The sequence below is a fragment of the Cupriavidus sp. KK10 genome, from assembly GCF_018223725.1.
GTDB lineage: Bacteria > Pseudomonadota > Gammaproteobacteria > Burkholderiales > Burkholderiaceae > Cupriavidus > Cupriavidus necator.
In genome coordinates this window covers 6,338,147-6,361,821 of the sequence record NZ_CP073677.1, presented here as the reverse complement: position 1 = coordinate 6,361,821, position 23,675 = coordinate 6,338,147, and the positions used below count along the sequence as shown (strand labels likewise).

The window sequence follows — 23,675 nt, the reverse complement described above, 5'->3', positions numbered from 1 at the left end:
CGGAAAGAGGATTGACGAATGGCACGTATCGCAGGGGTTAACATCCCGAACCACAAGCACACCGAAATCGGCCTGACGGCCATTTATGGTGTCGGCCGCTCGCGCGCTCGCAAGATTTGCGAGGCCACCGGTGTACCGTTTGACAAGAAGGTCAAGGATCTGACCGACGCCGACCTGGAAAAGCTTCGTGACGAAGTGGGCAAGGTCACGGTCGAGGGTGACCTGCGTCGTGAAACCACGATGAACATCAAGCGTCTGATGGACCTTGGTTGCTATCGTGGCATGCGTCACCGCAAGGGCCTGCCCATGCGCGGCCAGCGTACCCGGACCAATGCCCGCACCCGCAAGGGTCCGCGCAAGGCCGGCGTGGCTCTGAAGAAGTAAAGCCGAAGGCAGAGGAAGAAACTAATGGCAAAAGGTCCGAATAACGCCGCTCGCGCGCGTAAAAAGGTCAAGAAGAACGTTGCCGACGGCATTGCGCACGTCCACGCCTCGTTCAACAACACCATCATCACGATCACCGATCGCCAGGGCAACGCCCTGTCGTGGGCGACCGCCGGTGGCCAGGGCTTCAAGGGTTCGCGCAAGTCGACCCCGTTCGCTGCCCAGGTTGCTGCCGAGAACGCCGGCCGCGTGGCGCAAGACCAGGGCATCAAGAACCTGGAAGTGCGCATCAAGGGCCCGGGCCCGGGTCGTGAATCGGCTGTCCGCGCGCTGAACGCGCTGGGCATCAAGATCGCGATCATCGAAGACGTCACGCCGATTCCGCATAACGGCTGCCGTCCGCCGAAGCGCCGCCGCATCTGAGCGTTGGTGTGTCCGGGCCCGGTGGGTTTACCTGCCGGTTCCGGATATGGTAGTATTGCGCGCTGACCTGCTGCATTTTAATGCGGCAGGTTTTCGTTTTGCGTCGAAGGAATGTCGCTTACGGCACATTCCCATGCCGGCGCACTGTACATGCTTGCAGCGTCGTTCCCGGCAACGGGGCGCGCTTAATAAGCCCACCGTCCGTCACGGTCTCCCGGGTGCAGAAATGCACTGCGGAAGCACTGCGTTGGCGGACTCGCGGCGCGTCTTGAAGGCGTCGCGATCGATCAAAGGAAGACAACGTGGCACGTTATACCGGCCCGAAGGCCAAACTTTCCCGCCGTGAAGGCACCGACCTGTTCCTGAAGAGCGCCCGCCGCTCGCTCGCCGACAAGTGCAAGCTGGACAGCAAGCCCGGCCAGCACGGCCGTACCTCGGGTGCCCGCACCTCCGACTACGGCAACCAGCTGCGTGAAAAGCAGAAGGTCAAGCGCATCTACGGTGTGCTCGAGCGCCAGTTCCGCCGCTACTTCGCCGAAGCCGACCGCCGCAAGGGCAACACCGGCGAAAACCTGCTGCAACTGCTGGAATCGCGCCTGGACAACGTCGTGTACCGCATGGGCTTCGGCTCGACCCGCGCTGAAGCGCGCCAGCTGGTGTCGCACAAGGCGATCCTGGTGAACGGTCAGACCCTGAACGTGCCGTCGGCCCAGATCAAGTCTGGCGACGTCGTCACCATCCGCGAACAGTCGAAGAAGCAAGTCCGTATCGCTGAATCGCTGTCGCTGGCAGAGCAGTCGGGCTTCCCGACCTGGGTGGCGGTGGATTCGAAGAAGTTCGAAGGCACCTTCAAGCAAGTACCGGATCGCGCCGATATCTCGGGCGACATCAACGAAAGCCTGATCGTCGAACTGTACTCGCGTTAATCACGCGAGCGGAACGGCCCAGAGCTTGCGTTCGCCGCAAAGCTTCCCTTTCAGCCCGACGCGCTGTGTGCGCGGTCGGGCTTCGCCCATCTCGCGATGGGATTTTCAGGTTCCAAACGTCAGCCTTATCGGTGTAACGAGCCGAGGGTATTGAAAAGGACAACCTAATGCAAACAGCACTCCTCAAGCCAAAAATCATCGCCGTCGAGCCTCTGGGCGACCATCACGCCAAAGTCGTGATGGAGCCGTTCGAGCGCGGCTACGGCCATACGCTCGGTAACGCCCTGCGTCGCGTGCTGCTGTCGTCGATGGTCGGCTATGCACCGACCGAAGTCACGATCGCTGGGGTGGTCCACGAGTATTCCACCATCGACGGCGTGCAGGAAGACGTCGTTAACCTGCTGCTCAACCTGAAGGGCGTGGTGTTCAAGCTGCACAACCGCGACGAAGTCACGGTGTCGCTGCGCAAGGATGGCGAAGGCGTGGTCACGGCTGCCGATATCGAGCTGCCGCACGACGTCGAGATCATCAACCCGAACCACGTGATCGCCCATCTGTCCGCCGGCGGCAAGCTGGACATGCAGATCAAGGTCGAGCAAGGCCGCGGCTATGTGCCGGGCAACGTGCGCAAGTTCGGCGACGAGTCGGGCAAGGTCATCGGCCGCATCGTGCTGGACGCTTCGTTCTCGCCGGTGCGCCGCGTGTCGTACGCCGTGGAATCCGCTCGCGTGGAACAGCGTACCGACCTGGACAAGCTGGTGATGAACATCGAAACCGACGGCGTGATCTCGCCCGAGGAAGCGATCCGCCAGTCGGCCCGCATCCTGGTCGACCAGCTGTCCGTGTTCGCCGCGCTGGAAGGCACCGAGTCGGCGGCAGAAGCCGCTTCGAGCCGCACGCCGCAGATCGATCCGATCCTGCTGCGCCCGGTCGACGACCTGGAGCTGATGGTGCGTTCGGCCAACTGCCTGAAGGCCGAAAACATCTACTACATCGGCGACCTGATCCAGCGTACCGAGAACGAACTGCTCAAGACCCCGAACCTGGGTCGCAAGTCGCTCAACGAGATCAAGGAAGTCCTCGCCTCGCGTGGCCTGACCCTCGGCATGAAGCTCGAGAACTGGCCGCCCGCAGGTCTGGAGAAGTAATTGTGGTGCGGGGCACTTGTCCCGCACCGCGGTAACCGCCCTGGCTTCGGCCGGGGCTCGTATGACTACCGGCCCGCGTCCAGCCGCATCGGACGATAGAAGAGCTGGTCAAACACTTAACTGAAAGGAATCATCATGCGTCACCGTCATGGTCTGCGGAAACTGAACCGCACCTCGTCGCACCGTCTCGCGATGCTGCGCAACATGTCCAACTCGCTGTTCCAGCACGAGCTGATCAAGACCACCGTGCCCAAGGCCAAGGAACTGCGCAAGGTTGTCGAGCCGCTGATCACGCTGGCCAAGAAGGACACCGTTGCCAACCGCCGCCTGGCTTTCGCCCGCCTGCGCGACCGCGACATGGTCACCAAGCTGTTCACCGAACTGGGCCCGCGCTACGCCACCCGTCCGGGCGGCTACACCCGCATCCTGAAGTTCGGTTTCCGTCAGGGCGACAATGCGCCGATGGCGCTGGTCGAACTGGTGGATCGTCCGGAAATCACCGAAGCCCCGGCCGAAGAAGCCGCGGAATAAGGTAGTTTCCCGCCCGCCGCTGCGGCGACGGGTCCGGGCACACCGCTTACAATCGAGCCAGGCTTCTGCCTGGCTCTTTTGTTTTTTGGGCCGCTGCCGTGCCTGCCGCAAGGAGATGTCGATGCAAAGCCATGCCAGCCAGCCGGATGCCGGCGCCCCGGGCGATCCGGCCGAGGTGATCGTCGTGATCACCAATACCCCCGATGCCGAGACCGCGGCGCACCTGTCGCAGGTAGTGCTGCAGGCGCGCGCCGCCGCCTGCGTGAACCGCCTGGCGCCGGTCGAGTCCGAGTACTGGTGGCAGGGCAAGCTGGAGCGCGCGCAGGAGTGGCCGTTGCTGATCAAGACCACGCGCGCACGCTACGCTGCGCTGGAGGCCGTGATCCGGCAACATCACCCCTACGACGTGCCGGAGCTCATTGCCTGGCCGGTGACGGCGGGTTACGCGCCGTACCTGGCCTGGGTCCGCAGCGAGACCGAGACCGCCGCAGCGCCGGCAAAGTAGGGGGCAACGGCGCCCGCAGCGCAGCAGCAGGTACGCAGGTAACCCCGGTTCAAGACAGACAGGAAACAGCGACATGAACATCGGTTTGGCACTTCCGGAGCGCGCGCGCGGGCAGGACTGGGCGCGGCATATTGCCGCAGCGCTGCTGGCGGCATTGGCCTGGGTGTGCCTGGCGGGCGGCGCGCATGCCGCCACCGAAGACGACTTCCTGCCGCCGGAGCAGGCCTTCCGCTTCGCCGCGAGCCAGCTTGACGACAAGACGGTCGAGGTGCGCTTCGAGGTTGCGCCCGGCTACTACATGTACCGCGAGCGCTTCGCCTTTGCCGCGCAGCCCGCCGACGTAAAGCTGGGAGCGCCGGTGTATCCGCACGGCAAGGTCAAGTTCGACGAGACCTTCGGCAAGGAGATGGAGACCTACCGCGACAGCGTGGTCATCCGCGTGCCGGTGGACGCGGCGCCGGCCGACGGCAAGTGGTCGCTGACGGTCACTTCGCAGGGTTGCGCCGACAAGGGCCTGTGCTATCCGCCGATGGAGAGCGTGTACAAGGTCGGCAGCAGCGGGCTGGCCGACCTGTTCGGCAAGCGCGGTCGCTCGGACGCGCCCGCGGCGGCGCTGGCACCGGAGCCGGCCACGCCCGGCGCGGCGGCGGTGCTGCGTGCCGACGACAGCGACCGCATCGCCGGTGCGCTGGCGAGCCGCAACCTGGCCCTGATCGCGGCGCTGTTCTTCGGCCTGGGCCTGCTGCTGACGTTCACCCCCTGCGTGTTGCCGATGGTGCCGATCCTGTCATCCATCGTGGTGGGCGAGCACGTCACGCGCGGCCGTGCGCTGCTGGTGTCGCTGGCCTACGTGCTGGGCATGGCGGTGGTGTACACAGCGGTCGGCGTGGCTGCCGGGCTGCTGGGCGAGGGCCTGTCGGCCGCGCTGCAGACACCGTGGGTGCTGGGCCTGTTCGCGGCGCTGATGGTGGCGCTGGCGCTCTCGATGTTCGGGCTGTACGAACTGCAACTGCCGCGGCGCTGGCAGACCCGCCTGACCGAATCGTCGAACCGCCGTCAGGGCGGCCAGGTGGCGGGTGCGGCGGCGATGGGCGCGATCTCGGCGCTGATCGTCGGGCCATGCGTCACCGCGCCGCTGGCCGGGGCGCTGGCCTATATCGCGCAATCCCGCGATGCCGTGATCGGCGGCGCGGCGCTGTTCGCCATGGCGCTCGGCATGGGCGTGCCGCTGGTGCTGGTGGGCGTCGGCGCGGGCAACCTACTGCCGCGGGCCGGGCGCTGGATGGAGGTCACCAAGCGCTTCTTCGGCTTCCTGCTGCTGGGCGTGGCGCTGTGGATGCTGGGGCCGGTGCTGCCGGCCTGGGCCTCGATGCTGGCGCTGGCGGTGCTGCTGCTGGTGGCGGCGGTGTTCCTGGGCGCCTTTGACGGCCTGGGCCCGGATCCGCGCAACCTGGCGCGGGTGGGCAAGGGCGTGGGCGTGCTGTTTGCGATCGCAGCGGCGATCGTGCTGATCGGCGTGGCCTCGGGCGGGCGCGATCCGCTGCAGCCGCTGTCGCACCTGAGCGTGGCACGCGGTGGCGCAGAAGCCTCTTCTGGCGCGCAGACGGTGCGCTTCGAGCGCGTGCGCAGCGTGGCCGAGCTCGATGCCCGCGTGGCGCAGGCCGCGGCCGCAGGCAAGCCGGTGCTGCTGGATTTCTACGCCGACTGGTGCGTCAGCTGCAAGGAAATGGAGCACATAACCTTCGTCGATCCGCGCGTGCGCGCGCGGCTGTCGGAGATCGTGCTGCTGCAGGCGGACGTGACCGCCAACAATGCCGACGACAAGGCGCTGCTCAAGCGCTTCGGCCTGTTCGGGCCGCCGGGCATCATCCTGTTCGGGGCCGACGGGCGCGAGCGCCCGGTGCGCGTGATCGGCTACCAGTCGGCCAACCGCTTCTTGGAAAGCCTGGAGCGGGCCTTTGGCACGCGTACCAGTACCTGAGGCGTACCTGGCGCTGCGCTGCTAGCGCTCCAGCCGCCGCCCCAGCGCCCACAGTGCGGCCAGCCCCAGCGCCACGGCGCCCATCAGGCCGATCGACCACCAGAACCCGTCCGGCTCGCGCAGCCAGGGCATGCGGTCGAAGTTCATGCCGAAGACGCCGGTGATCAGCGTCAGGGGCATGAACAGCGCCGTGATCAGCGTCAGCGTGCGCATGGTGCGGTTGGTCCGGTGCGCCACCGCCGAGAAGTGAATCTGCACCGCCGACTCGATCGAATCCTCCAGTCGCCTGGCGTGCGCCAGCACGCGCTGGATGTGCTCCATCACGTCGTTGATGCGCACCAGCAGCACCTCGTCGCGTCCCGGCGCATTGGCCGGGCCGCCGGGCTGGTCGCTGCTGTAGCGGTTATCGAGCAGGCTGTCACGGAATTCCTGCAGCGCGTCGCGTTGCTCTTCGCTCAGGTGTTCCAGCTTGCGCAGCTGGATGCGGGCATCCAGCAGTCCCTCCCAGCTTGAAAAGCTGCGGCGCGAGTTCAGCAGCGCGCGCTGCCAGCGGTCGAGCTGGCGCGTCAGCGGCGCGCGCAGTTCCAGGTAGCGGTCGACCATCGCATTGAGCAGGCGCAGCATCAGGTCCTCGGGCCGGCTGGGCGGGCGCACGCCGTGCAGCAGCGGCTGGCCGTTGCGCACGGGCGTGGCCTGCGGGCGCGGTGCCTGGCACAGCTCCAGCAGGCGCTGGCGCACTTGGTCGACCGTGCGCGACTGCCCCGAGCGCACCGTGACCAGCACCGTGTCGAACATGAAGAACGTGACCGGCTGTGTGTCGATCCTGGCCAGTGCCGGGAGGAAGCCGGGCGGATAGCGCTTCTGGCGGGCGGCAGTCTCGGCAGCAGGCGGCTTCGCCGTGCCGGTCGCGGGATCCTGCGGCTCGGCCTCGGCGATGGCGCGGCTGGTCTCGAAGGTCAGCTTGCGGAAGATCACCATGTCGTACGCATTGGTCGTATCGAAATACGACGGATGCGCGGCATTGGTGGCGTCGGTCAAGTGCAGGTCCAGGATCGGCGCGCCGGCAAGCTGGCGCACGCTCTCGCGCCAGGCATCCGGCGCGGCGGTGACTTCCTCGGTGGAAAAGTCCGCCCAGACGAAGAGCGCGGCGGCATTGCCGTTGAGGAAGTTGCCCGCCTCGGTGAGCGAGGCGAGCGGGTGTACCTGGCTGGCCGAGAAGCCTAGCAGTTCCATAGGCGCTCTGTCCGTTGGCCGCTCAGGCCGTCAGCAGCCGCGCGGCGTCGCGCGCGAAATAGGTCAGGATGCCGTCGGCGCCGGCGCGGCGGAAGGCCAGCAGCGATTCCATCATCACCTTGTCGTGGTCCAGCCAGCCGTTCTGCGCGGCGGCCTTGAGCATCGCGTATTCGCCGCTGACCTGGTAGACGTAGGTGGGGAAGCGGAATTCGTCCTTCACGCGGCGCACGATGTCCAGGTACGGCATGCCGGGCTTGACCATCACCATGTCGGCGCCTTCCAGGATGTCCTGCGCCACTTCGCGCAGGGCTTCGTCGGTATTGGCCGGATCCATCTGGTAGGTCATCTTGTTGCCCTTGCCCAGGTTGGCGGCCGAGCCCACCGCGTCGCGGAAGGGGCCGTAGAACGCCGACGCATACTTGGCCGAGTACGCCATGATGCGCGTATGGATATGGCCGTTGTCTTCCAGCGCCGTGCGCACCGCGCCGATGCGGCCATCCATCATGTCGGATGGGGCCACGATGTCGACACCGGCTTCGGCCTGTGCCAGTGCCTGGCGCACCAGGATCTCGACGGTCACATCGTTGATGACGTAGCCGTTGTCGTCCAGCACGCCGTCCTGGCCGTGGCTGGTGTACGGGTCGAGCGCCACGTCGCAGAGCACGCCGAGCTCGGGGAAGCGGTCCTTGAGCGCGCGCACGGCACGCGGCACCAGGCCCTCGGGGTTGGTGGCCTCGATGCCGTCCGGCGTCTTCAGCGACGGGTCGATCACCGGGAACAGCGCGATCACTGGGATGCCCAGCTTGACGCAGTCTTCGGCCACCGGCATCAGCAGGTCGACCGACACGCGCTCGACGCCCGGCATCGACGCCACCGCCTGGCGCTGGTTCTGGCCGTCGAGGATGAAGACGGGGTAGATCAGGTTGTCCGGAGACAGGCGATGCTCGCGCATCATGCGGCGGGAGAAATCATCGCGGCGCATGCGGCGCGGGCGGTATTCGGGGAAGGTGGACATGGCGGGCTTCTTGACTGTAGAGCTGGACAGGAAAGCGGGCCGGCAAGCACGGCGCGCGCGGCAAAGCGCGGTCCAAGGCGGCTGGCCGAAGAAAAACTAAACTTTTGAGCGTGCCCGCTATCATACTCGCGGACACTTTGCGTTGCGCCCTGCGTGGCGCGGTGTCCCCCGCTACTCCTCCCTGAGCGGGTACCCGCCCCTGCGGCGGGAAAGTTTGTCCCCGTTGCTTGCAGCGGGGCTTTTTTTTGTGTGCTGACCTGGTGATTACACCGCCGGGTCGGCAGCAGGCGGCTCGCTCGTCTCCGCTGCGGACTTGGCTTCGGCCTTCTGCGCTTCCGGCAGGTTCAGCCAGCCGGCGATCACGCCCTGCGCCTCTTCGATGCCGCGGCGCTTCAGGCTGGAGAAGAGCTGTGCCGTCATGGGCACCGGCGTTTCCATCTGCTCGGCGTAGCCCTGCAGCATCTTGCGGGTCTCGCGCAGCGCCTTGGCGTTGTCGCTGTTGGTGAGCTTGTCGGCCTTGGTCAGCAGCACGTGGATGGGGCGCCCCGTCGGCAGGAACCACTCCACCATCTGGCAATCGAGATCCGTGAACGGACGGCGCGCGTCCATCATCAGGATCAGGCCGGACAGTTGCTGGCGCGTCTGCACATAGTCGCTCAGCAGCCCCTGCCAGTGGTACTTGGCCGTGCCCGAGACCTCGGCATAGCCGTAGCCGGGCAGGTCGACCAGGAAGGCGAGCGGGTCGGGCGCCTTGACCGGCGCCACCGAGAAATAGTTGATGTGCTGCGTGCGCCCGGGAGTGCGCGACGAGAACGCCAGCCGCTTCTGGTTGCACAGGATGTTGATGGCCGTGGACTTGCCGGCGTTGGAGCGGCCGGCGAACGCCACCTCCGGCACGGCCGTGGCGGGCAGGTCGCGCAGGTGGTTCACGGTGATGAAGAAGCGGGCCTGGTGAAGAAGGGACATGCGCTAGAGCGGTGGGGCGGGCCGCGGAGGCTGTGCGCATTGCGCAAGCCGGGGCCGGGGTCTCGCCAGGGTGGGATGGCTGGCGGCCTGGGCCGCCCGCCGGGGTTGATCTGGCGCAGCCCGAAAGGGGCATGACAAGGCGCAAGGCATCAATCCGGCACATAACTTATTGTACAATACGCCGGTTAACGGTCTCCTGAACGGGTGACGCGTGGCATCCATGGCCGCGTGCCTTGGCTGCCGTCGTCCGGGCGGGAAGCCTAGTGTGTCGTTCCATCGTGGGCAGGGCCCTTGCCCCGCATTGCGTGTTGCACCGGAGGGTGCGGCGGCGGCGGGAGCGGGCTGGCGGGGTCTGCCGCCACGGCCAGCGCTTTGCGGATCGGTCAGCCGCGCGCGGGTCGCCACGATACCAGCCTTTGCACCGGCGCGTCCTCACCGCCTGCAAAGCGCCGGGCCGGCACGCATCACGGTATCCAAAACAATTCAGAGAAGGTGTGCGAATGAACCGCATTGCGAAGATTCTGGGTGTCCTGGCTTTGGCCGTTCCTGCCGCCGCCCTTTCCGGAATGGCATCTGCCGCAGAGCAGGCCGCCGCAAAGGCTGACCCGGCCAAGGGTGAAACGCTGTACACGCAAGGTGCCCCCGACCGCAATGTGCCCGCCTGCCTGAGCTGCCACGGCGCCGCCGGCAATAGCGCCGCCGCCGCCAACCCGAAGCTGGCCGCCCAGCATCCCGAGTACGTCCACAAGCAGCTGGCCGACTTCAAGTCCAAGGCACGCAACAACGCGATCATGGTGCCGATGGCGTCGGTGCTGACCGACGAGGAAATGCGCAACGTCGGCGCCTACCTGGCCAAGCAGTCGCTCAAGCCGGCGACCGCCAAGAACAAGGACACCATCGAAGCCGGCCAGAAGATCTACCGCGGCGGCATCGCTGCCAAGGGCGTGCCCGCCTGCGCCGCCTGCCACGGTCCTACTGCCGCCGGCATTCCCGCCCAGTACCCGCGCATCGGCGGCCAGTGGGCGGACTATACCGAAGCACAACTGGTGGCATTCCGCCAGGGCACCCGCAAGAACAACCCGGTCATGACGACCATCGCCGCCAAGATGTCGGATGCCGAGATCAAGGCGGTGGCGGATTACGTCGCCGGCGTTCGATAACGATTCCGCGACTCCGCTGGCGCCCGCCAGGCGCCGGCGCGTTGGTCTGGCGGCCCCCGTTCCGGCGGGTGTGCCGCGGCATGCAACCGAACGCGCCTGTCACAATCGAAAAGGGTGGCCTGCTTGCCAAAGCATGTCCGCCCTTTTTTCATTTCCAAGCCGCACGTTGTTTTAGGTTTCCCTGCACATGTCGACCGCTTCCACTTCAGGGCTGCACCTGAAGACCTCTCACCGCGTGCTGCGCGACGCGGTCGAATTGTTGTCCTCGATGCGCTTTGCGATCGCGCTGCTGACGGTGATCTCCATCGCCAGCGTGATCGGCACCGTGCTCAAGCAGAACGAGCCGTATCCCAACTACGTCAACCAGTTCGGGCCGTTCTGGGCCGATGTGTTCCATACGCTGTCGCTGCAGAAGGTCTACGGGTCCTGGTGGTTCCTGCTGATCCTGGCCTTTTTGGTGGTGTCGACCAGCCTCTGCCTGATCCGCAACGCGCCCAAGATGGTGGCGGACATGCGCTCGTGGAAGGACCATGTGCGCGAGCGCAGCCTGCGCGCCTTCCATCACCGCGGCGAATTCGACGGCGCGCGCCCGCGCACCGAGGCGGTGAGCCGCCTGTCGGCGCTGCTGCGCAACCGCGGCTACCGCCTCAAGGCGGTCGAGCATGACGGCGCCACGCTGCTGGCGGCCAAGGCCGGCGCGGCCAACAAGGCCGGCTATATCCTGGCGCACACCGCTATCGTGGTGATCTGTATTGGCGGCCTGCTGGATGGCGACCTGCTGATCCGCGCGCAGATGTGGGTGGGCGGCAAGTCCCCGATCAGCGGCAACGCGGTCATCAGCGAGATCCCGCCGCAGCACCGGCTGTCGGCGAGCAACCCGGGCTTTCGCGGCAACGCTTACGTGCCCGAGGGCTCGACCGTGTCCACCGCCATCCTGAACATCGCCGACGGGGCGCTGGTGCAGGACCTGCCGTTCGCGATCACGCTGAAAAAGTTCAAAGTCGATTTCTACGAGACCGGCATGCCCAAGCTGTTTGCCTCGGATGTGGTCGTGACCGACCGCGCCACCGGCAAGCAGACCGAGGCCACCATCAAGGTGAACGAGCCGCTGATCGTCGACGGCATCGCCATCTACCAGTCCAGCTTCGAGGACGGCGGCTCGCGCCTGAAGTTCGTCGGCTACCCGATGCAGGGCAGCGGCCACGCCACCTTCACCATCGATGGCGCGGTGGGCGGCAACAAGCCGCTGGCGGGCACCGGCACCAGCGCCGACAGCGAAGGCCTGACGGTCGAGTTCAGCGACTTCCGGCTGATGAATATCGAGAACGTCACCGATGCCTCGGGCAAGCCCGACGCGCGCGGCGTGGCGCGCAAGTCCTTCAACGAGACGCTGGAGAAGCACCTGGGCGCCGCCGCCAGCACCGACCGCGCCAAGACGCTGCGTAACGTCGGCCCGTCGGTGCAGTACAAGCTGCGCGACCGCACCGGCCAGGCGCGCGAGTACAACAACTACATGGTGCCGGTGCAGATGGACGGCCAGTCGGTGTTCCTGGCCGGCATGCGCGAATCGCCCAGCGAACAATTCCGCTATCTGCGCATCCCCGCCGACGACCAGGGCAGCGTGGCCGACTGGATGCGCCTGCGCGCCGCGCTGCAGGACCGCGCGCTGCGCGGCGAGGCCGCGCGCCGCTTTGCGCTGGCGTCGATGCCAGGCGATGACAAGGCCGACCTGCGCCGCCAGCTGGCGGAAAGCTCGCTGCGTGCGCTCGACCTGTTCGCCGGCGCCACGCGGCCCTCGCCGGATTCGCCCCCGGGCGGCTTCACCGCGATCGCGGCCTTCCTGGAGAAATCCGTGCCCCCGGCCGAGCAGCAGAAGGCGGCCGACGTGCTCCTGAAGATCCTGAACGGCTCGATGTGGGAGCTGTGGCAGCTGGCGCGCGCCCAGGACAAGCTGCCGGTGGTGGCCAACAGCGCCCAGAGCGGCACCTTCCTGCAGCAGGCCATCAACGCGCTGTCGGACAGTTTCTTCTACGGCGCGCCGGTGTTCCTGCAGCTCGACGACTTCAAGGAGATCAAGGCCAGCGTGTTCCAGTTGACCCGTGCGCCGGGCAAGAACATCGTGTATCTTGGCTGTCTGCTGCTGGTGCTGGGCGTGTTCGCGATGTTCTATATCCGTGAGCGCCGGGTCTGGATCTGGGTGAAGGACAAGCCCGCCGAGGGCGACACCGAGCTTGGCAGCCATGTGCTGATGGCGATGTCGACTCAGCGCCGCACGATGGATTTCGAAAAGGAATTCACGGCGCTGCGCGACGATATCGGCCGCGCCGCAGGGGGCCGCAGCGATGCGCCCGGGCCCGCCGGCACTCCCCACTGAATTGAGCAGGTACGCTATGTCCTCAAATGTGAACCAGGCCGGTCCCGCCATGCGCGGCACCACGCGCGCCGACACCGGCGCGGCTGACGAGGCCTATCTCGAACCTTCCTTCCTGCGCCGCCTGACCTGGGTGGACTGGCTCTTTGCGCTGGCGCTGGCGGTTGGCGCCGGCGTGGCGCTGTCGCAATACGGGCAGTGGATGGACGGCTACGACAAGGCCGTGCTGATCGGCGCCGTGCCTACCTTCGCGCTGCTCGGCTGGCACTGGAAGGCGGTGCGCCCGCTGATGCTGGCGCTCACCGCGCTGTCGCTGTTCGCGATCCAGCTCTACCAGGGGCAGCTGGCGCGCGCGGACCAGGCCTTCTTCCTGAAGTATTTCCTGTCGAGCCAGTCGGCCATCCTGTGGATGAGCGCACTGGTATTCCTGTCCACGCTGTTCTACTGGCTCGGGCTGGCGACGCGCTCGGACACGGGCTACAGCATCGGCAGCAAGCTGTGCTGGGGCGCGGTGGTGCTGGGCTTCACCGGCCTGCTGGTGCGCTGGTATGAGTCCTACCTGATCGGCACTGACATCGGCCATATCCCCATTTCCAACCTGTATGAAGTGTTCGTGCTGTTCACGCTGATCACTTCGCTGTTCTACCTGTACTACGAAGGCCGCTACGCCACGCGCGCGCTGGGCCCGTTCGTGATGCTGGTGGTGTCGGCCGCGGTGGGCTTCCTGCTGTGGTACACGGTCAGCCGCAATGCGCAGGAGATCCAGCCGCTGGTGCCGGCGCTGCAAAGCTGGTGGATGAAGATCCACGTGCCGGCCAACTTTATCGGCTACGGCACCTTTGCGCTGGCGGCAATGGTCTCGGTAGCCTACCTGCTCAAGCAGCGCGGCATCCTGGCCGAGCGCCTGCCATCGCTGGAGCTGCTTGATGATGTGATGTACAAGGCAATCGCGGTCGGCTTTGCCTTCTTCACCATTGCCACCATCCTGGGCGCACTGTGGGCGGCCGAGGCCTGGGGCGGCTACTGGAGCTGGGACCCGAAGGAAACTTGGGCGCTGATCGTCTGGCTGAACTACGCGGCGTGGCTGCACATGCGGCTGATGAAGGGCCTGCGTGGCACGGTGGCGGCCTGGTGGGCGCTGGTCGGCCTGCTGGTGACGACCTTCGCGTTCCTGGGCGTCAACATGTTCCTGTCGGGACTGCACAGCTACGGCGAACTGTGACGCGGCCTCATGCTGCAATGCAAAAACCTGCCTCCGGGCAGGTTTTTTTTCGTCTTTTTTTAATTTTTTTGGACGCCAAAGGAATAAAGGCATCACATCCGGTGTTTACTTGAGGAGCGGTGCCGGTTGGCGGCACCGGTTTGCATGGAGAACAAGATCATGGCAAGTCCGCGTCGTAACGCTGCAGCATCCCTCGTTCGTCCCGCCGCGCTCGCGCTCGGCTGCGCGGCGGTCCTGCTCGCCGGCTGTGCCGGTATGGGCGGCACTGCCGGCAATATGCCGCCCACGGTGAAGGTGACCAGTGGCGTGCTGACCGATCCGCAGGGCCTGACGCTGTACACCTTCGACCGCGACACCGCCGGCAGCGGCAAGAGCGCCTGCAACGGCCCGTGCGCCACCAACTGGCCGCCGCTGATGGCAGCACCTGGCACCAATGCGTCAGGACAGTACACCATCATCACGCGCGAGGACGGCGGCAAGCAGTGGGCGTACCGCGGCATGCCGCTGTACCGCTTTGCCAAGGACGCCAAGCCGGGCGACCGCGCCGGCGACAACCTCAACAACGTCTGGCACGTGGCCAAGCCCTGACGCTTCAGCAGCCACCACCGCAGCCACGGCATGGAAGGGTTTGACGGCCAGCTCGTCGCGCTGGCGCCGCGGCTGCGGCGCCATGCGCGCGGCCTCACCGGCGACGCGGCGCTGGCCGACGACCTGGTGCAGGACACGCTCGAGCGCGCGCTGCGCTACCGCTGGCGCTTCCGCCTGCGCCCCGGCGCCTGGTGGGGCGACGGCGCCGATGGCCTGCTGCCGTGGCTGCTGACCCTGATGCACCGCCTGCGCCTGAATACCGTGCGCAGGAAGGAACTGGTGGTCACCACCGATACGCTGCCCGAGGTCAGCGCCCCCGCTGACGACCCCGGCCTGCGCCGCGACCTGGTGCAGGCGCTGGCGCAACTGCCGGAGGCGCAGCGCGCGGTGCTGCTGCTGGTCAGCCTGGAGCAACTGACGTATGCGGAGGCCGCGCGCGTGCTCGACGTGCCGCAGGGTACGGTCATGTCGCGCCTGGCGCGGGCGCGCGAGCAGATGCGCCGGCTGCTCGACGGCAAGGCGCCCGCTGCCGCGCCGGCGGCTTCCGGCAAGCCCCTGCAGCGGGTGAAATGATGTCCGCCATCCACGAAGCCGATCTCCACGCCTACGCCGATGGCCAGCTTTCCGGCGCGCGCCGTGCGGCCGTGGAGGCGTACCTGGCGCAGCACCCGGACGCGGCGGCGCAGGTTGCCGCCTGGCGCCGGCAGGCCGATGCCTTGCACGGGGGGCTGGATCCGATATTGAACGAACCGGTGCCGCTCGCGGCCTTGCCGCCCGGGCTGCATGGCGATGGCCGGCGCGACAACGCGCGACTACGGCGGCCGCGCTGGACCATGGCGCTGGCGGCCACCTGCGCGTCGGTGGCGCTGCTGTCTGTCGGCGGCGTTCTCGGCTGGCTGGCCCATGGCCGCCTTGGCGGCGTGTCCGTGGCGATGGCGCCCGGCGAGCGCTTTGCGCGCGAGGCGCTGGCCACGCACGCGGTCTACGCTCCGGAAATGCGCCACCCGGTGGAAGTCGCGGCGACGGAAGAGGCCCACCTGATCGCATGGCTGTCCAAGCGCCTGGGCAAGGCGCTGCAGGTGCCGGACCTGCGCGCGCAGGGCTTCCACCTGATCGGCGGCCGGCTGGGCGTGGCCGAGGGCGGCCCGTCGGCCATCCTGATGTATGAAGCGGACGACGGTACGCGCCTGTCGCTGCAGCTGCGGCGCATGGCACAGGGCACGCCCGATACGGGCTTCCGCGTCGAGCGCATGCCAGGCGCGGGCACCAGGCGGCCAGCCCCCGGCCGCGACCCAATGATGGCCTTCTACTGGATCGACCGCGACCTCGGCTTTGCGCTGGCGGGCCCGCTGGAACGGGCGCGGCTGCTGACGCTGGCGCAGGTGGTGTACCAGCAATACCAGGGCGGATAGCCGGGCGCGAGGTGCAGGCGGCACATTGCGTGCGTCTGACGCCTCATGACCCGCGGCATTCCGACGCAGGCACAAAAAACTGTCAGGACTGGCCCGCACTCTCCGACCAAGGCCAGAGTCCAATTCTGCAAGCGTGTTGGCGCAACCGGCGCCGGCACGGCCAGGCAACGAGGAAAACCATGCTGATCCCTTCCCCCAAATGGCTGCGCGGCGGCGATATCGCCGCCAGCGAGATCACGCCCCGTCACGTCTTCGAAGCGCGCCGCCGCGTGCTGGCGCTGGCCGCCGCCGGCGCCGCCGGGAGCACGCTGGCGCCGTGGTTTGCGCGCCAGGCCCTGGCGCAGGGGCAGCACGGCCACAAGCTGGCCGCCACACCCAACAACGCCTACATCATCACCGACAAGCGCACGCCCTTCGAGGATGTCACCACCTACAACAACTTCTACGAATTCGGCACCGACAAGTCCGACCCGGCGCGCAACGCCGGCACGCTGCGCCCGCGCCCGTGGCAGGTGTCGGTGGAAGGGCTGGTGAAGAAGCCCAAGGTCTATGACCTGGACGAGCTGATGAAGCTGGCGGCAATGGAAGAGCGCGTCTACCGCCTGCGCTGCGTGGAGGGCTGGTCGATGGTGATCCCGTGGGTCGGCTACCCGCTGGCCGAGCTGATCCGGCGCGTCGAGCCGCAGCCTGGTGCCAGGTACATCCAGTTCATCACGCTGGCCGACAAGAAGCAGATGCCCGGCGTCAGCAGCGGCGTGCTCGACTGGCCGTACAGCGAGGGCCTGCGCATGGACGAGGCCATGCACCCGCTGGCGCTGCTGACCTTCGGCCTGTATGGCGAGGCCCTGCCCAACCAGAATGGCGCGCCGGTGCGCATGGTGGTGCCGTGGAAGTATGGCTTCAAGAGCGCCAAGTCGATCGTGAAGATCCGCTTTGTCGACAAGCAGCCGCCCACCAGCTGGAACCTGGCCGCGCCACAGGAGTACGGCTTCTATTCGAACGTGAACCCGGACGTGGACCATCCGCGCTGGAGCCAGGCCACCGAGCGCCGCATCGGCGAGGAGCGCGGCAGCGGCTTTGGCGCGTTGTTCGCACCCAAGCGCAAGACCCTGCCGTTCAATGGCTACGGCCAGCAGGTCGCCTCGCTGTACCAGGGCATGGACCTGAAGAAGTTCTTCTGATGCAAGGCGAACACATGGCTACCTCATCCACCAGCGCCGCCGCCGTGGCGGCGCGCAAGCCGGTCGGCCTGGCCACGTTGTCGCCGCAGCGCGTGCGCGCGCTCAAGCTTGCGCTCTGGCTGCTGGCGCTGCTGCCGTTCGTACGGCTGCTGTACCTGGGTGCCACGGAACAGTTCGGCGCCAATCCGCTTGAATTCGTGACCCGCTCCACCGGCACCTGGACGCTGGTGATGTTGTGCCTGACGCTGACCATCACCCCGCTGCGCCGCCTCACTGGCTGGAACTGGCTGATCAAGCTGCGGCGCATGCTGGGCCTGTTTGCGTTCTTCTACGGCCTGCAGCACTTCCTGCTGTGGATCGGGGTGGATCGCGGTTTTGACCTCGCCTACATGATCAAGGACGTGTACAAGCGGCCCTTCATTACGGTCGGTTTCACTGCCTTCATGCTGATGATCCCGCTGGCGCTGACTTCGACTAACGGCATGGTGCGCTGGCTGGGCGGCAAGCGCTGGCAGGCGCTGCACAAGCTGGTCTATGCGATCGCCGTGCTGGCCATCCTGCACTACTGGTGGCACAAGGCGGGCAAGAACGACTTTGGCGAAGTGTCGATCTACGCCGCGGTGGTGTTCGTGCTGCTGGGGATGCGGCTGTGGTGGCGGCTGCGCAAGCCCGCGGGGGCGCGCCAGCCCGCCGCGTAGGCGGGCCGGGCGTTTTGGGATTCAGTCCTGCAGCAGGCGTTCGTCGCGGAACAGGTCCTCGACCAGTTCGCGCTCGCGCACCAGGTGCACCGTGGCGCCATCGACCATCACTTCGGCGGCACGCGGGCGGGTGTTGTAGTTGGAGCTCATGGTGAAGCCGTAGGCACCGGCCGACATCACTGCCAGCAGGTCGCCCGGCTGCACCGCCAGCGCGCGGTCGCGGCCCAGCCAGTCGCCCGATTCGCACACCGGGCCGACGATGTCGTAGGTCACCGCTTGCGCGTCGCGCCGCACCACCGGCTCGATGCGGTGGTAGGCCTCGTACATCGCCGGGCGTGCCAGGTCGTTCATGGCGGCATCGACGATGCAGAAGTTCTTGGCCGCGCCGGGCTTGAGGAACTCCACCTGCGTCAGCAGCACGCCGGCGTTGCCCACCAGCGAGCGGCCCGGCTCGAACAGCACCTCGCGGTGGCCGTGACCGCGCGCGGCCACGCGTTCCAGCAGCGTAGTGGCAAAGCCGGTGATGTCCGGCGGGGTTTCGTCGGTGTAGGTGATGCCCAGGCCGCCGCCAACGTCGATATGCTCCAGGCGGATGCCGTCGCGCTCCAGCGCCTCGACCACGTCCAGCACCTTGTCCAGCGCTTCAAGATAGGGCTCCACCTCAGTGATCTGCGAACCGATATGGCAGTCGATGCCGGTCACTTCCAGGTGCGGCAGCGCGGCCGCGGCGCGGTAGGTCGGCAGTACGTCCTCGAAGGCGATGCCGAACTTGTTGCCCTTCAGGCCGGTGGAGATATACGGGTGCGTCTTCGCATCAACGTCCGGATTGATGCGAAGCGACACGCGCGCACGCTTGCCCATGCGGCCGGCCACTTCGTTCAGGCGGTCCAGCTCGGGGATCGACTCGACATTGAAGCAGCGCACGTCGTGTGCCAGCGCCAGTTCCATTTCCGCCGCGCTCTTGCCCACGCCGGAGAACACCACCTTGCGAGGGTCGCCGCCGGCGGCCAGCACGCGCTTGAGCTCGCCGCCCGAGACGATGTCGAAGCCGGCACCGAGCTTGGCAAACACCTGCAGCACCGCCAGGTTGGAGTTTGCCTTCATGGCGTACTGGACCTGCGCCTTGCGGCCCTGGCAGGCGGCGGCGTAGGCCTGGTAGGCAGCGGTCAGCGCCGCGCGCGAGTACACATAGGTCGGCGTGCCGAATTCAGCGGCAATGCGCGCCAGCGGCACCTGCTCGACGGCAAGCGCGCCGTCCTGGCGATGGAAAAATGCGGTCATGGTTATCGGGTGGTGGGGGCGGCAGGGGACGAGGCCGGTTGCGTGGCGGGGGCAGGGGTGGAGGGCGGGGCCGGCATGGCATCGGCGCGGCCCAGGCCCGGATCCGTCACGGTCGGCGGGGTCGGCTCGGGTGGCACTTTGGGCATGGTCAGCGGCCCGCGGATGCCGCATCCGCCCAGTAGGGGCATCGCAAGGGCGGCGGCAAACGCCGATACAATCGCAACACGACGCAGCATCGGGTCGTCCTTTAGGCTGTTGGCAAGGCGTTGGATGGCCCGACGCGCAACGGCCGGGCATCCGAAGGATTCTTAACAAAAAAGCCGTTCGCGCCACGTACGCCCGGTCCGGGCAGCGGCGGCAACGGCGGTCTCGGAGTTTAGCATGCCCCCCTTGAGCGAAAGCGAGTTCCTGGCCCTGGCCACGCAGGAGCTGGACCGCATCGAAGCCACGGTCGAGGCGGCCGCCGACGCGGCCGACGCCGATATTGAGATCAGCCGTACCGGCAACGTGATGGAGCTGGAGTTCGAGAACGGCACCAAGATCATCATCAACAGCCAGGCGCCGATGCAGGAGCTGTGGGTGGCCGCGCGCGCCGGCGGCTTCCACTTCCGCCGCGACGGCGAGCGCTGGATCGACACCCGCAACGGCGGCGAGCTGTACGCGGCGCTGTCGGGCTACGTCAGCGAGCAGGCCGGCGCGGCCCTCACGCTGGGCTGACGCAAAGCCTGCCTCGCGGGCAAAAGAAAAGCCGGCCTCGTGGCCGGCTTTCTGCTGTCTGGCGGCCGTGATCAGGCGCCGCCGAACATCTCCAGGATCTTCTTCTTCTCGGCCTCGGTGTCGGCCGGCGCGGTGGCCGATTCCTCCTGCTTGCCCGGCCACGGATCGCCCAGGCCCACCGAAGCCACGCCGGCGCCGCCGGCGTTCTCTTCGAAGGTCCAGTCGCCGCCCACCATCAGCACGCCTTCCGGCGCAGGGCGCTCGGGCGACTCCGGCACGCCCTTGAGCGCCTTGCTCATGTAGCCCACCCAGATCGGCAGGGCCAGGCCGCCACCGGTTTCGCGCACGCCCAGGCTCTTGGGCTGGTCGTAGCCCATCCAGGCGATCGCCACCAGGTTGGGCGTGTAGCCGGCGAACCAGGCATCGACCGCGTCGTTGGTGGTGCCGGTCTTGCCCGCCAGGTCGTTGCGGCCCAGGCGCTGCTTGGCGCTGTTGGCGGTGCCCATGCGCACCACGTCGCGCAGCATGGTGTCGGCGATAAAGGCGGTGCGTGCGTCCAGCACCCGCACCGCGTCGCTGCCGGCGCGCTGCGGCTGGGTTTCGGAGATCACGTTGCCGCGCGCGTCCACCACCTTCTGGATCAGGTACGGGTTGACGCGGTAGCCGCCGTTGGCGAACACCGAGTACGCGCCCGCCATCTGCAGCGGCGTCACGGCGCCCGAACCCAGCGCCATCGGCAGGTAGGCCGGGTGCTTGTCCGCCTCGAAGCCGAAGCGCGTGATGTAGTCCTGCGCGTACTGCGTGCCGATCGCGCGCAGGATCCGCACCGAGACCAGGTTCTTGGACTTGGCCAGCGCGCGGCGCATGGTCATCGGGCCCTCGAAGCGGCCGTCATAGTTCTTCGGTTCCCACACCTGGCCGCCGGTATCGGGGCCGATCGTCAGCGGCGCGTCGTTGATCACCGTGGCCGGCGAGAAGCCCTTTTCCAGCGCGGCCGAGTAGATGAACGGCTTGAAGCTGGAACCCGGCTGGCGCCAGGCCTGGGTCACGTGATTGAACTTGTTGCGGTTGAAGTCGAAGCCGCCCACCATCGAACGGATCTCGCCGTCCTGCGGGTTGATCGACACGAACGCCGCGGCCACTTCCGGCAGCTGGGTCACCGACCAGTCGCGTTTCTCGTCCTGGGTCACGCGGATGACCGCGCCGGGGCGCATCTTCATCTTGGGTTGCGCGTTGGACGACAGCGACGGCGAGATAAAGCGCAGCGCCGGGCCTTCGATGGTTGCCACTTCGCCGGATAGCAGCGTCGCCTTCACCTGCCTGGCCGACACGCTGGTGACCACGGCCGAGCGCAGGTCGCCGCTGCCGGGGTGCTCGACCAGCGCATCGTCGATGGCCTGCTCGCGCTCGGCCGGGTCAGAGGGCAGGTCGATAAAGGCTTCGGGGCCGCGGTAGCCGTGCTTGCGCTCGTAGTTCATGATGCCGGAGCGCACGGACTCATAGGCGGCGTCCTGGTCCGGCTTGGTCAGCGTGGTGTAGACCGTCAGGCCGCGCGTGTAGGTTTCTTCGCGGTACTGCGCGTACATCAGCTGGCGCACGATCTCGGCGACGTACTCGGCGTGGGTGGAGAACTCGTTGCCCTCGGTGCGCACCTTCAGCTCGGCATGCACCGCCTGCTCGTACTGGTCGGGCGTGATATAGCCCAGGTCGCGCATGCGCTGCAGGATGTACTCCTGGCGCACCTTGGCGCGGCGCGGGTTGACCACCGGGTTGTACGCCGACGGCGCCTTGGGCAGGCCGGCCAGCATGGCGGCCTCGGCCGGCGTCACGTCGCGCACCGACTTGCCGAAATACACGCGCGCGGCGCTGTCGAAGCCATAGGCGCGCTGGCCCAGGTAGATCTGGTTCATGTACAGCTCGAGGATCTGGTCCTTGCTCAGATTGGCCTCGATCTTGTACGCCAGCAGCATCTCGTAGATCTTGCGCGTGTAGGTCTTCTCGCTGGACAGGAAGAAGTTGCGCGCCACCTGCATGGTGATGGTGGAGGCGCCCTGCGACAGCCCGCCGCGCAGGTTGGCCAGCCCGGCGCGCAGCACGCCGACGAAGTCGACGCCGCCGTGCTCGTAGAAGCGGTCGTCCTCGATCGCCAGGACCGCCTTTTTCATCACGTCCGGAATCTCGGCGATGGGCACGAAGTTGCGCCGCTCTTCGCCGAATTCGCCGATCAGCACATTGTCCGCGGTGTAGATGCGCAGCGGGATCTTGGGCCGGTAGTCGGTGATGGTGTCCAGCGATGGCAGGTTGGGCGCAGCCACCAGCAGCGCGTAGCCAAGCAGCAGCGCGATCACGACGGCTCCGGCGACAACCAGTCCGACCGCCCCGAACATGAGCCGCGCCCAGATCGAGCGGCGGGCAGGGTGGGACTTGTGTTGTGCGGTGGCCATAAGGGAAATACCTAGTCAGGGGTGCCCGGGATTATATCTTCCGGCATAGGCCCGTCCGGGCGTACAGTGGTGCGGGCGCCGCTATCGCGCTGTTACAAGATGTAATGTGGCGAATGCTGGCATGCACGGCGACGTTGCATGCAGCTAAAGGCGTACGGGCGGGCGCACAAGCGCGCACGGAAGGGAACCCGACGACCGTGGGGTTTTGGCAACGGATTGGCGAGGGGCTTCTCAAAAAGAACTCGGCGCCAGTTCGGCACATTGCCACCGATGCTGGATTTTGTGAGAATCGACCAACATAAAAGAGCAAACGTTTCATTCAAGAAACAAGGCTCGCCCGATTAGAGCGTTCAAGCCAGGGGCGAGTTCAAAAGTCAGGGGGTCACCTTGCGTCGGGGCATTTTGTCGGGGCTTCTACGCCGGACTACGGTCGGTGTGGATATCGGGTCGTCCAGTGTCAAGGTAGTCGAGCTGTCCGTAGGGGGCAGCAGGCAAGATTACCGGCTGGAAAAATGCGCCAGCGAACTGCTGGACCGCAACGCCGTTGCCGATGGCAACGTCATCAATATCGAGGCCGTCGGGATCGCGCTCAAACGCGCGCTGGGCAAGGCCGGCATCCGTTCGAAGGACGTGGTGCTGGGTGTGCCATCCATGTTGACGGAGTCACAGACGGTCAGCCTGCCGGACAACCTGTCCGAAGACGAGCTGTATTCCCAGGTCGAATCCGAGGCGCACCGGCTCTATCCGCCGTCGCAGGCGGTCAACTTCGACTTCGCCGTGATCGGCCCCAGCGAGACCGAGGGCGGGATCGGCGTGCGCGTCACGGCGGCCAACAGTGACCGCGTGCAGGAGCGCGTGACCGCGGCCGAGATGGCCGGGCTCAAGCCCCAGGTCATGGATGTCGAGGAATACGCGGTGCAGCGCTCGATCGTGCAGATGCTGGGCGTGCCGCACGAGATGCCCGAGGCCGATGCGCGCGCGCTGCCGGTGGTGGCGGTGATCCACCTGGGCGGCAGCCGTTCCAAGGCAATCTTCTACCAGGGCTGGAAAGAACTCTACGAGCAGCCGCTGAACAGCTACGGCGACCAGCTCACGCAGAGTGCGGCGCGCATGTTCACCCTCGATGCGCTCAAGGCCGAGATCAAGAAACGCAAGAACACGCTGCCTGAAGCCTGGCGCGCGCAGTTGCTCAAGCCGTCGCTGGATGCACTGGCGATGGAAGTGCAGTCCGCGGTCGGCAACTTCATCGCCAGTTCCAGCCTGGGCCGGGTCGACGAGATCCTGCTCTCGGGCGGGCATGCGTCGCTGCTCGGCGTGCAATCGGCGATCCAGCACCAGACCAAGATCACCACCACGCTGGCGAACCCGTTCGCCAACATGGCGACCAACGCCAAGGTCAACGAGCGCTACCTGCAGCGCGACCTGCCGGCGTATATCGTCAGTGCCGGCCTGGCCCTGCGCGGCCTGCAATAACGCACCGGAGGCATCA

General features: G+C 66.9%; 22 protein-coding genes. 17 read left to right on the top strand and 5 right to left on the bottom strand.

The window, feature by feature from the left end; genetic code table 11:
- Positions 1 to 18 precede the first annotated feature (18 nt).
- From rpsM to dsbD, 7 genes are all read left to right on the top strand, one after another.
- Positions 19 to 384: a 30S ribosomal protein S13 gene (rpsM, locus tag KB879_RS29620; protein ID WP_010812377.1), complete on the top strand. Its 366-nt coding sequence runs from the start codon at positions 19 to 21 to the stop codon at positions 382 to 384.
- A 24-nt stretch (positions 385 to 408) separates the two neighbouring features.
- A complete protein-coding gene (gene rpsK / locus KB879_RS29615) occupies positions 409 to 807 on the top strand; it encodes a 30S ribosomal protein S11 (RefSeq protein ID WP_010812376.1) in 399 nt (132 codons plus the stop codon).
- Between the two features lie 302 nt (positions 808 to 1,109).
- Positions 1,110 to 1,733, top strand: coding sequence for a 30S ribosomal protein S4 (gene rpsD, locus KB879_RS29610; protein WP_013958240.1), 624 nt, complete (start codon positions 1,110 to 1,112; stop codon positions 1,731 to 1,733).
- Positions 1,734 to 1,900: 167 nt separating this feature from the next.
- Entirely contained in the window at positions 1,901 to 2,881 is a 981-nt protein-coding gene (gene rpoA, locus KB879_RS29605) for a DNA-directed RNA polymerase subunit alpha (protein ID WP_211980378.1), read from the top strand.
- Positions 2,882 to 3,016: 135 nt separating this feature from the next.
- Positions 3,017 to 3,412 carry a 50S ribosomal protein L17 gene (gene rplQ, locus KB879_RS29600; protein ID WP_010812373.1) on the top strand — a complete coding sequence of 132 codons (396 nt, stop codon included), beginning with the start codon at positions 3,017 to 3,019 and terminating at the stop codon, positions 3,410 to 3,412.
- A 121-nt stretch (positions 3,413 to 3,533) separates the two neighbouring features.
- On the top strand, positions 3,534 to 3,917 hold the full coding sequence (cutA, locus tag KB879_RS29595) for a divalent-cation tolerance protein CutA (RefSeq protein WP_013958239.1): 384 nt from the start codon (positions 3,534 to 3,536) through the stop codon (positions 3,915 to 3,917).
- A 73-nt stretch (positions 3,918 to 3,990) separates the two neighbouring features.
- Entirely contained in the window at positions 3,991 to 5,898 is a 1,908-nt protein-coding gene (dsbD, locus tag KB879_RS29590; protein WP_211980377.1) for a protein-disulfide reductase DsbD, read from the top strand.
- Positions 5,899 to 5,919: 21 nt separating this feature from the next.
- Here dsbD and KB879_RS29585 read toward each other — a convergent pair whose 3' ends face one another.
- The 3 genes from KB879_RS29585 to yihA form a co-directional block, all read right to left on the bottom strand.
- The gene (locus KB879_RS29585; RefSeq protein ID WP_013958237.1) at positions 5,920 to 7,131 is read right to left on the bottom strand and encodes a magnesium transporter CorA family protein; all 1,212 of its coding nucleotides are present in this window, start codon (positions 7,129 to 7,131) and stop codon (positions 5,920 to 5,922) included.
- Positions 7,132 to 7,153: 22 nt separating this feature from the next.
- Entirely contained in the window at positions 7,154 to 8,146 is a 993-nt protein-coding gene (gene hemB / locus KB879_RS29580) for a porphobilinogen synthase (protein ID WP_010812369.1), read from the bottom strand.
- A 264-nt stretch (positions 8,147 to 8,410) separates the two neighbouring features.
- A complete protein-coding gene (gene yihA, locus KB879_RS29575) occupies positions 8,411 to 9,112 on the bottom strand; it encodes a ribosome biogenesis GTP-binding protein YihA/YsxC (protein WP_013958236.1) in 702 nt (233 codons plus the stop codon).
- A 500-nt stretch (positions 9,113 to 9,612) separates the two neighbouring features.
- On the opposite strand from yihA, the gene KB879_RS29570 reads away from it, so the two are divergent.
- The 8 genes from KB879_RS29570 to msrQ all read left to right on the top strand — a co-directional run bounded on the left by KB879_RS29570 (position 9,613) and on the right by msrQ (position 17,744).
- Positions 9,613 to 10,272 (top strand): c-type cytochrome, encoded by a 660-nt coding sequence (locus tag KB879_RS29570; RefSeq protein WP_010812367.1) that lies wholly within the window; start codon positions 9,613 to 9,615, stop codon positions 10,270 to 10,272.
- A gap of 187 nt (positions 10,273 to 10,459) precedes the next feature.
- Positions 10,460 to 12,646 carry a cytochrome c biogenesis protein ResB gene (locus KB879_RS29565; protein ID WP_211980376.1) on the top strand — a complete coding sequence of 729 codons (2,187 nt, stop codon included), beginning with the start codon at positions 10,460 to 10,462 and terminating at the stop codon, positions 12,644 to 12,646.
- 49 nt (positions 12,647 to 12,695) lie between these two features.
- Entirely contained in the window at positions 12,696 to 13,865 is a 1,170-nt protein-coding gene (gene ccsB, locus KB879_RS29560) for a c-type cytochrome biogenesis protein CcsB (protein WP_153955135.1), read from the top strand.
- 159 nt (positions 13,866 to 14,024) lie between these two features.
- On the top strand, positions 14,025 to 14,453 hold the full coding sequence (locus KB879_RS29555) for a hypothetical protein (RefSeq protein ID WP_013958233.1): 429 nt from the start codon (positions 14,025 to 14,027) through the stop codon (positions 14,451 to 14,453).
- A gap of 30 nt (positions 14,454 to 14,483) precedes the next feature.
- Entirely contained in the window at positions 14,484 to 15,026 is a 543-nt protein-coding gene (locus KB879_RS29550; protein ID WP_013958232.1) for an RNA polymerase sigma factor, read from the top strand.
- Positions 15,023 to 15,865, top strand: coding sequence for an anti-sigma factor (locus tag KB879_RS29545; RefSeq protein ID WP_041228210.1), 843 nt, complete (start codon positions 15,023 to 15,025; stop codon positions 15,863 to 15,865). Before KB879_RS29550 ends, KB879_RS29545 begins: the two co-directional genes overlap by 4 nt.
- Positions 15,866 to 16,044: 179 nt before the next feature.
- Positions 16,045 to 17,046, top strand: a complete 1,002-nt coding sequence (msrP, locus tag KB879_RS29540) for a protein-methionine-sulfoxide reductase catalytic subunit MsrP (RefSeq protein ID WP_153955115.1) — start codon at positions 16,045 to 16,047, stop codon at positions 17,044 to 17,046.
- Positions 17,046 to 17,744 (top strand): protein-methionine-sulfoxide reductase heme-binding subunit MsrQ, encoded by a 699-nt coding sequence (gene msrQ / locus KB879_RS29535; RefSeq protein ID WP_013958229.1) that lies wholly within the window; start codon positions 17,046 to 17,048, stop codon positions 17,742 to 17,744. Before msrP ends, msrQ begins: the two co-directional genes overlap by 1 nt.
- 21 nt (positions 17,745 to 17,765) lie before the next feature.
- Here the strand turns inward: msrQ and lysA are convergent, their stop codons facing one another.
- Positions 17,766 to 19,025, bottom strand: a complete 1,260-nt coding sequence (gene lysA / locus KB879_RS29530) for a diaminopimelate decarboxylase (protein WP_211980375.1) — start codon at positions 19,023 to 19,025, stop codon at positions 17,766 to 17,768.
- 381 nt (positions 19,026 to 19,406) lie between these two features.
- Between lysA and cyaY the strand changes: the two genes are divergently transcribed.
- Complete coding sequence (gene cyaY, locus KB879_RS29525; RefSeq protein ID WP_010812358.1) at positions 19,407 to 19,742, top strand: iron donor protein CyaY; 336 nt, start codon at positions 19,407 to 19,409, stop codon at positions 19,740 to 19,742.
- Between the two features lie 71 nt (positions 19,743 to 19,813).
- On the opposite strand, the gene KB879_RS29520 is transcribed toward cyaY, so the two are convergent.
- Positions 19,814 to 22,186 (bottom strand): penicillin-binding protein 1A, encoded by a 2,373-nt coding sequence (locus tag KB879_RS29520; RefSeq protein ID WP_211980374.1) that lies wholly within the window; start codon positions 22,184 to 22,186, stop codon positions 19,814 to 19,816.
- A gap of 402 nt (positions 22,187 to 22,588) precedes the next feature.
- On the opposite strand from KB879_RS29520, the gene pilM reads away from it, so the two are divergent.
- Positions 22,589 to 23,659 carry a type IV pilus assembly protein PilM gene (gene pilM, locus KB879_RS29515; RefSeq protein ID WP_035820419.1) on the top strand — a complete coding sequence of 357 codons (1,071 nt, stop codon included), beginning with the start codon at positions 22,589 to 22,591 and terminating at the stop codon, positions 23,657 to 23,659.
- Positions 23,660 to 23,675: the final 16 nt, after the last annotated feature.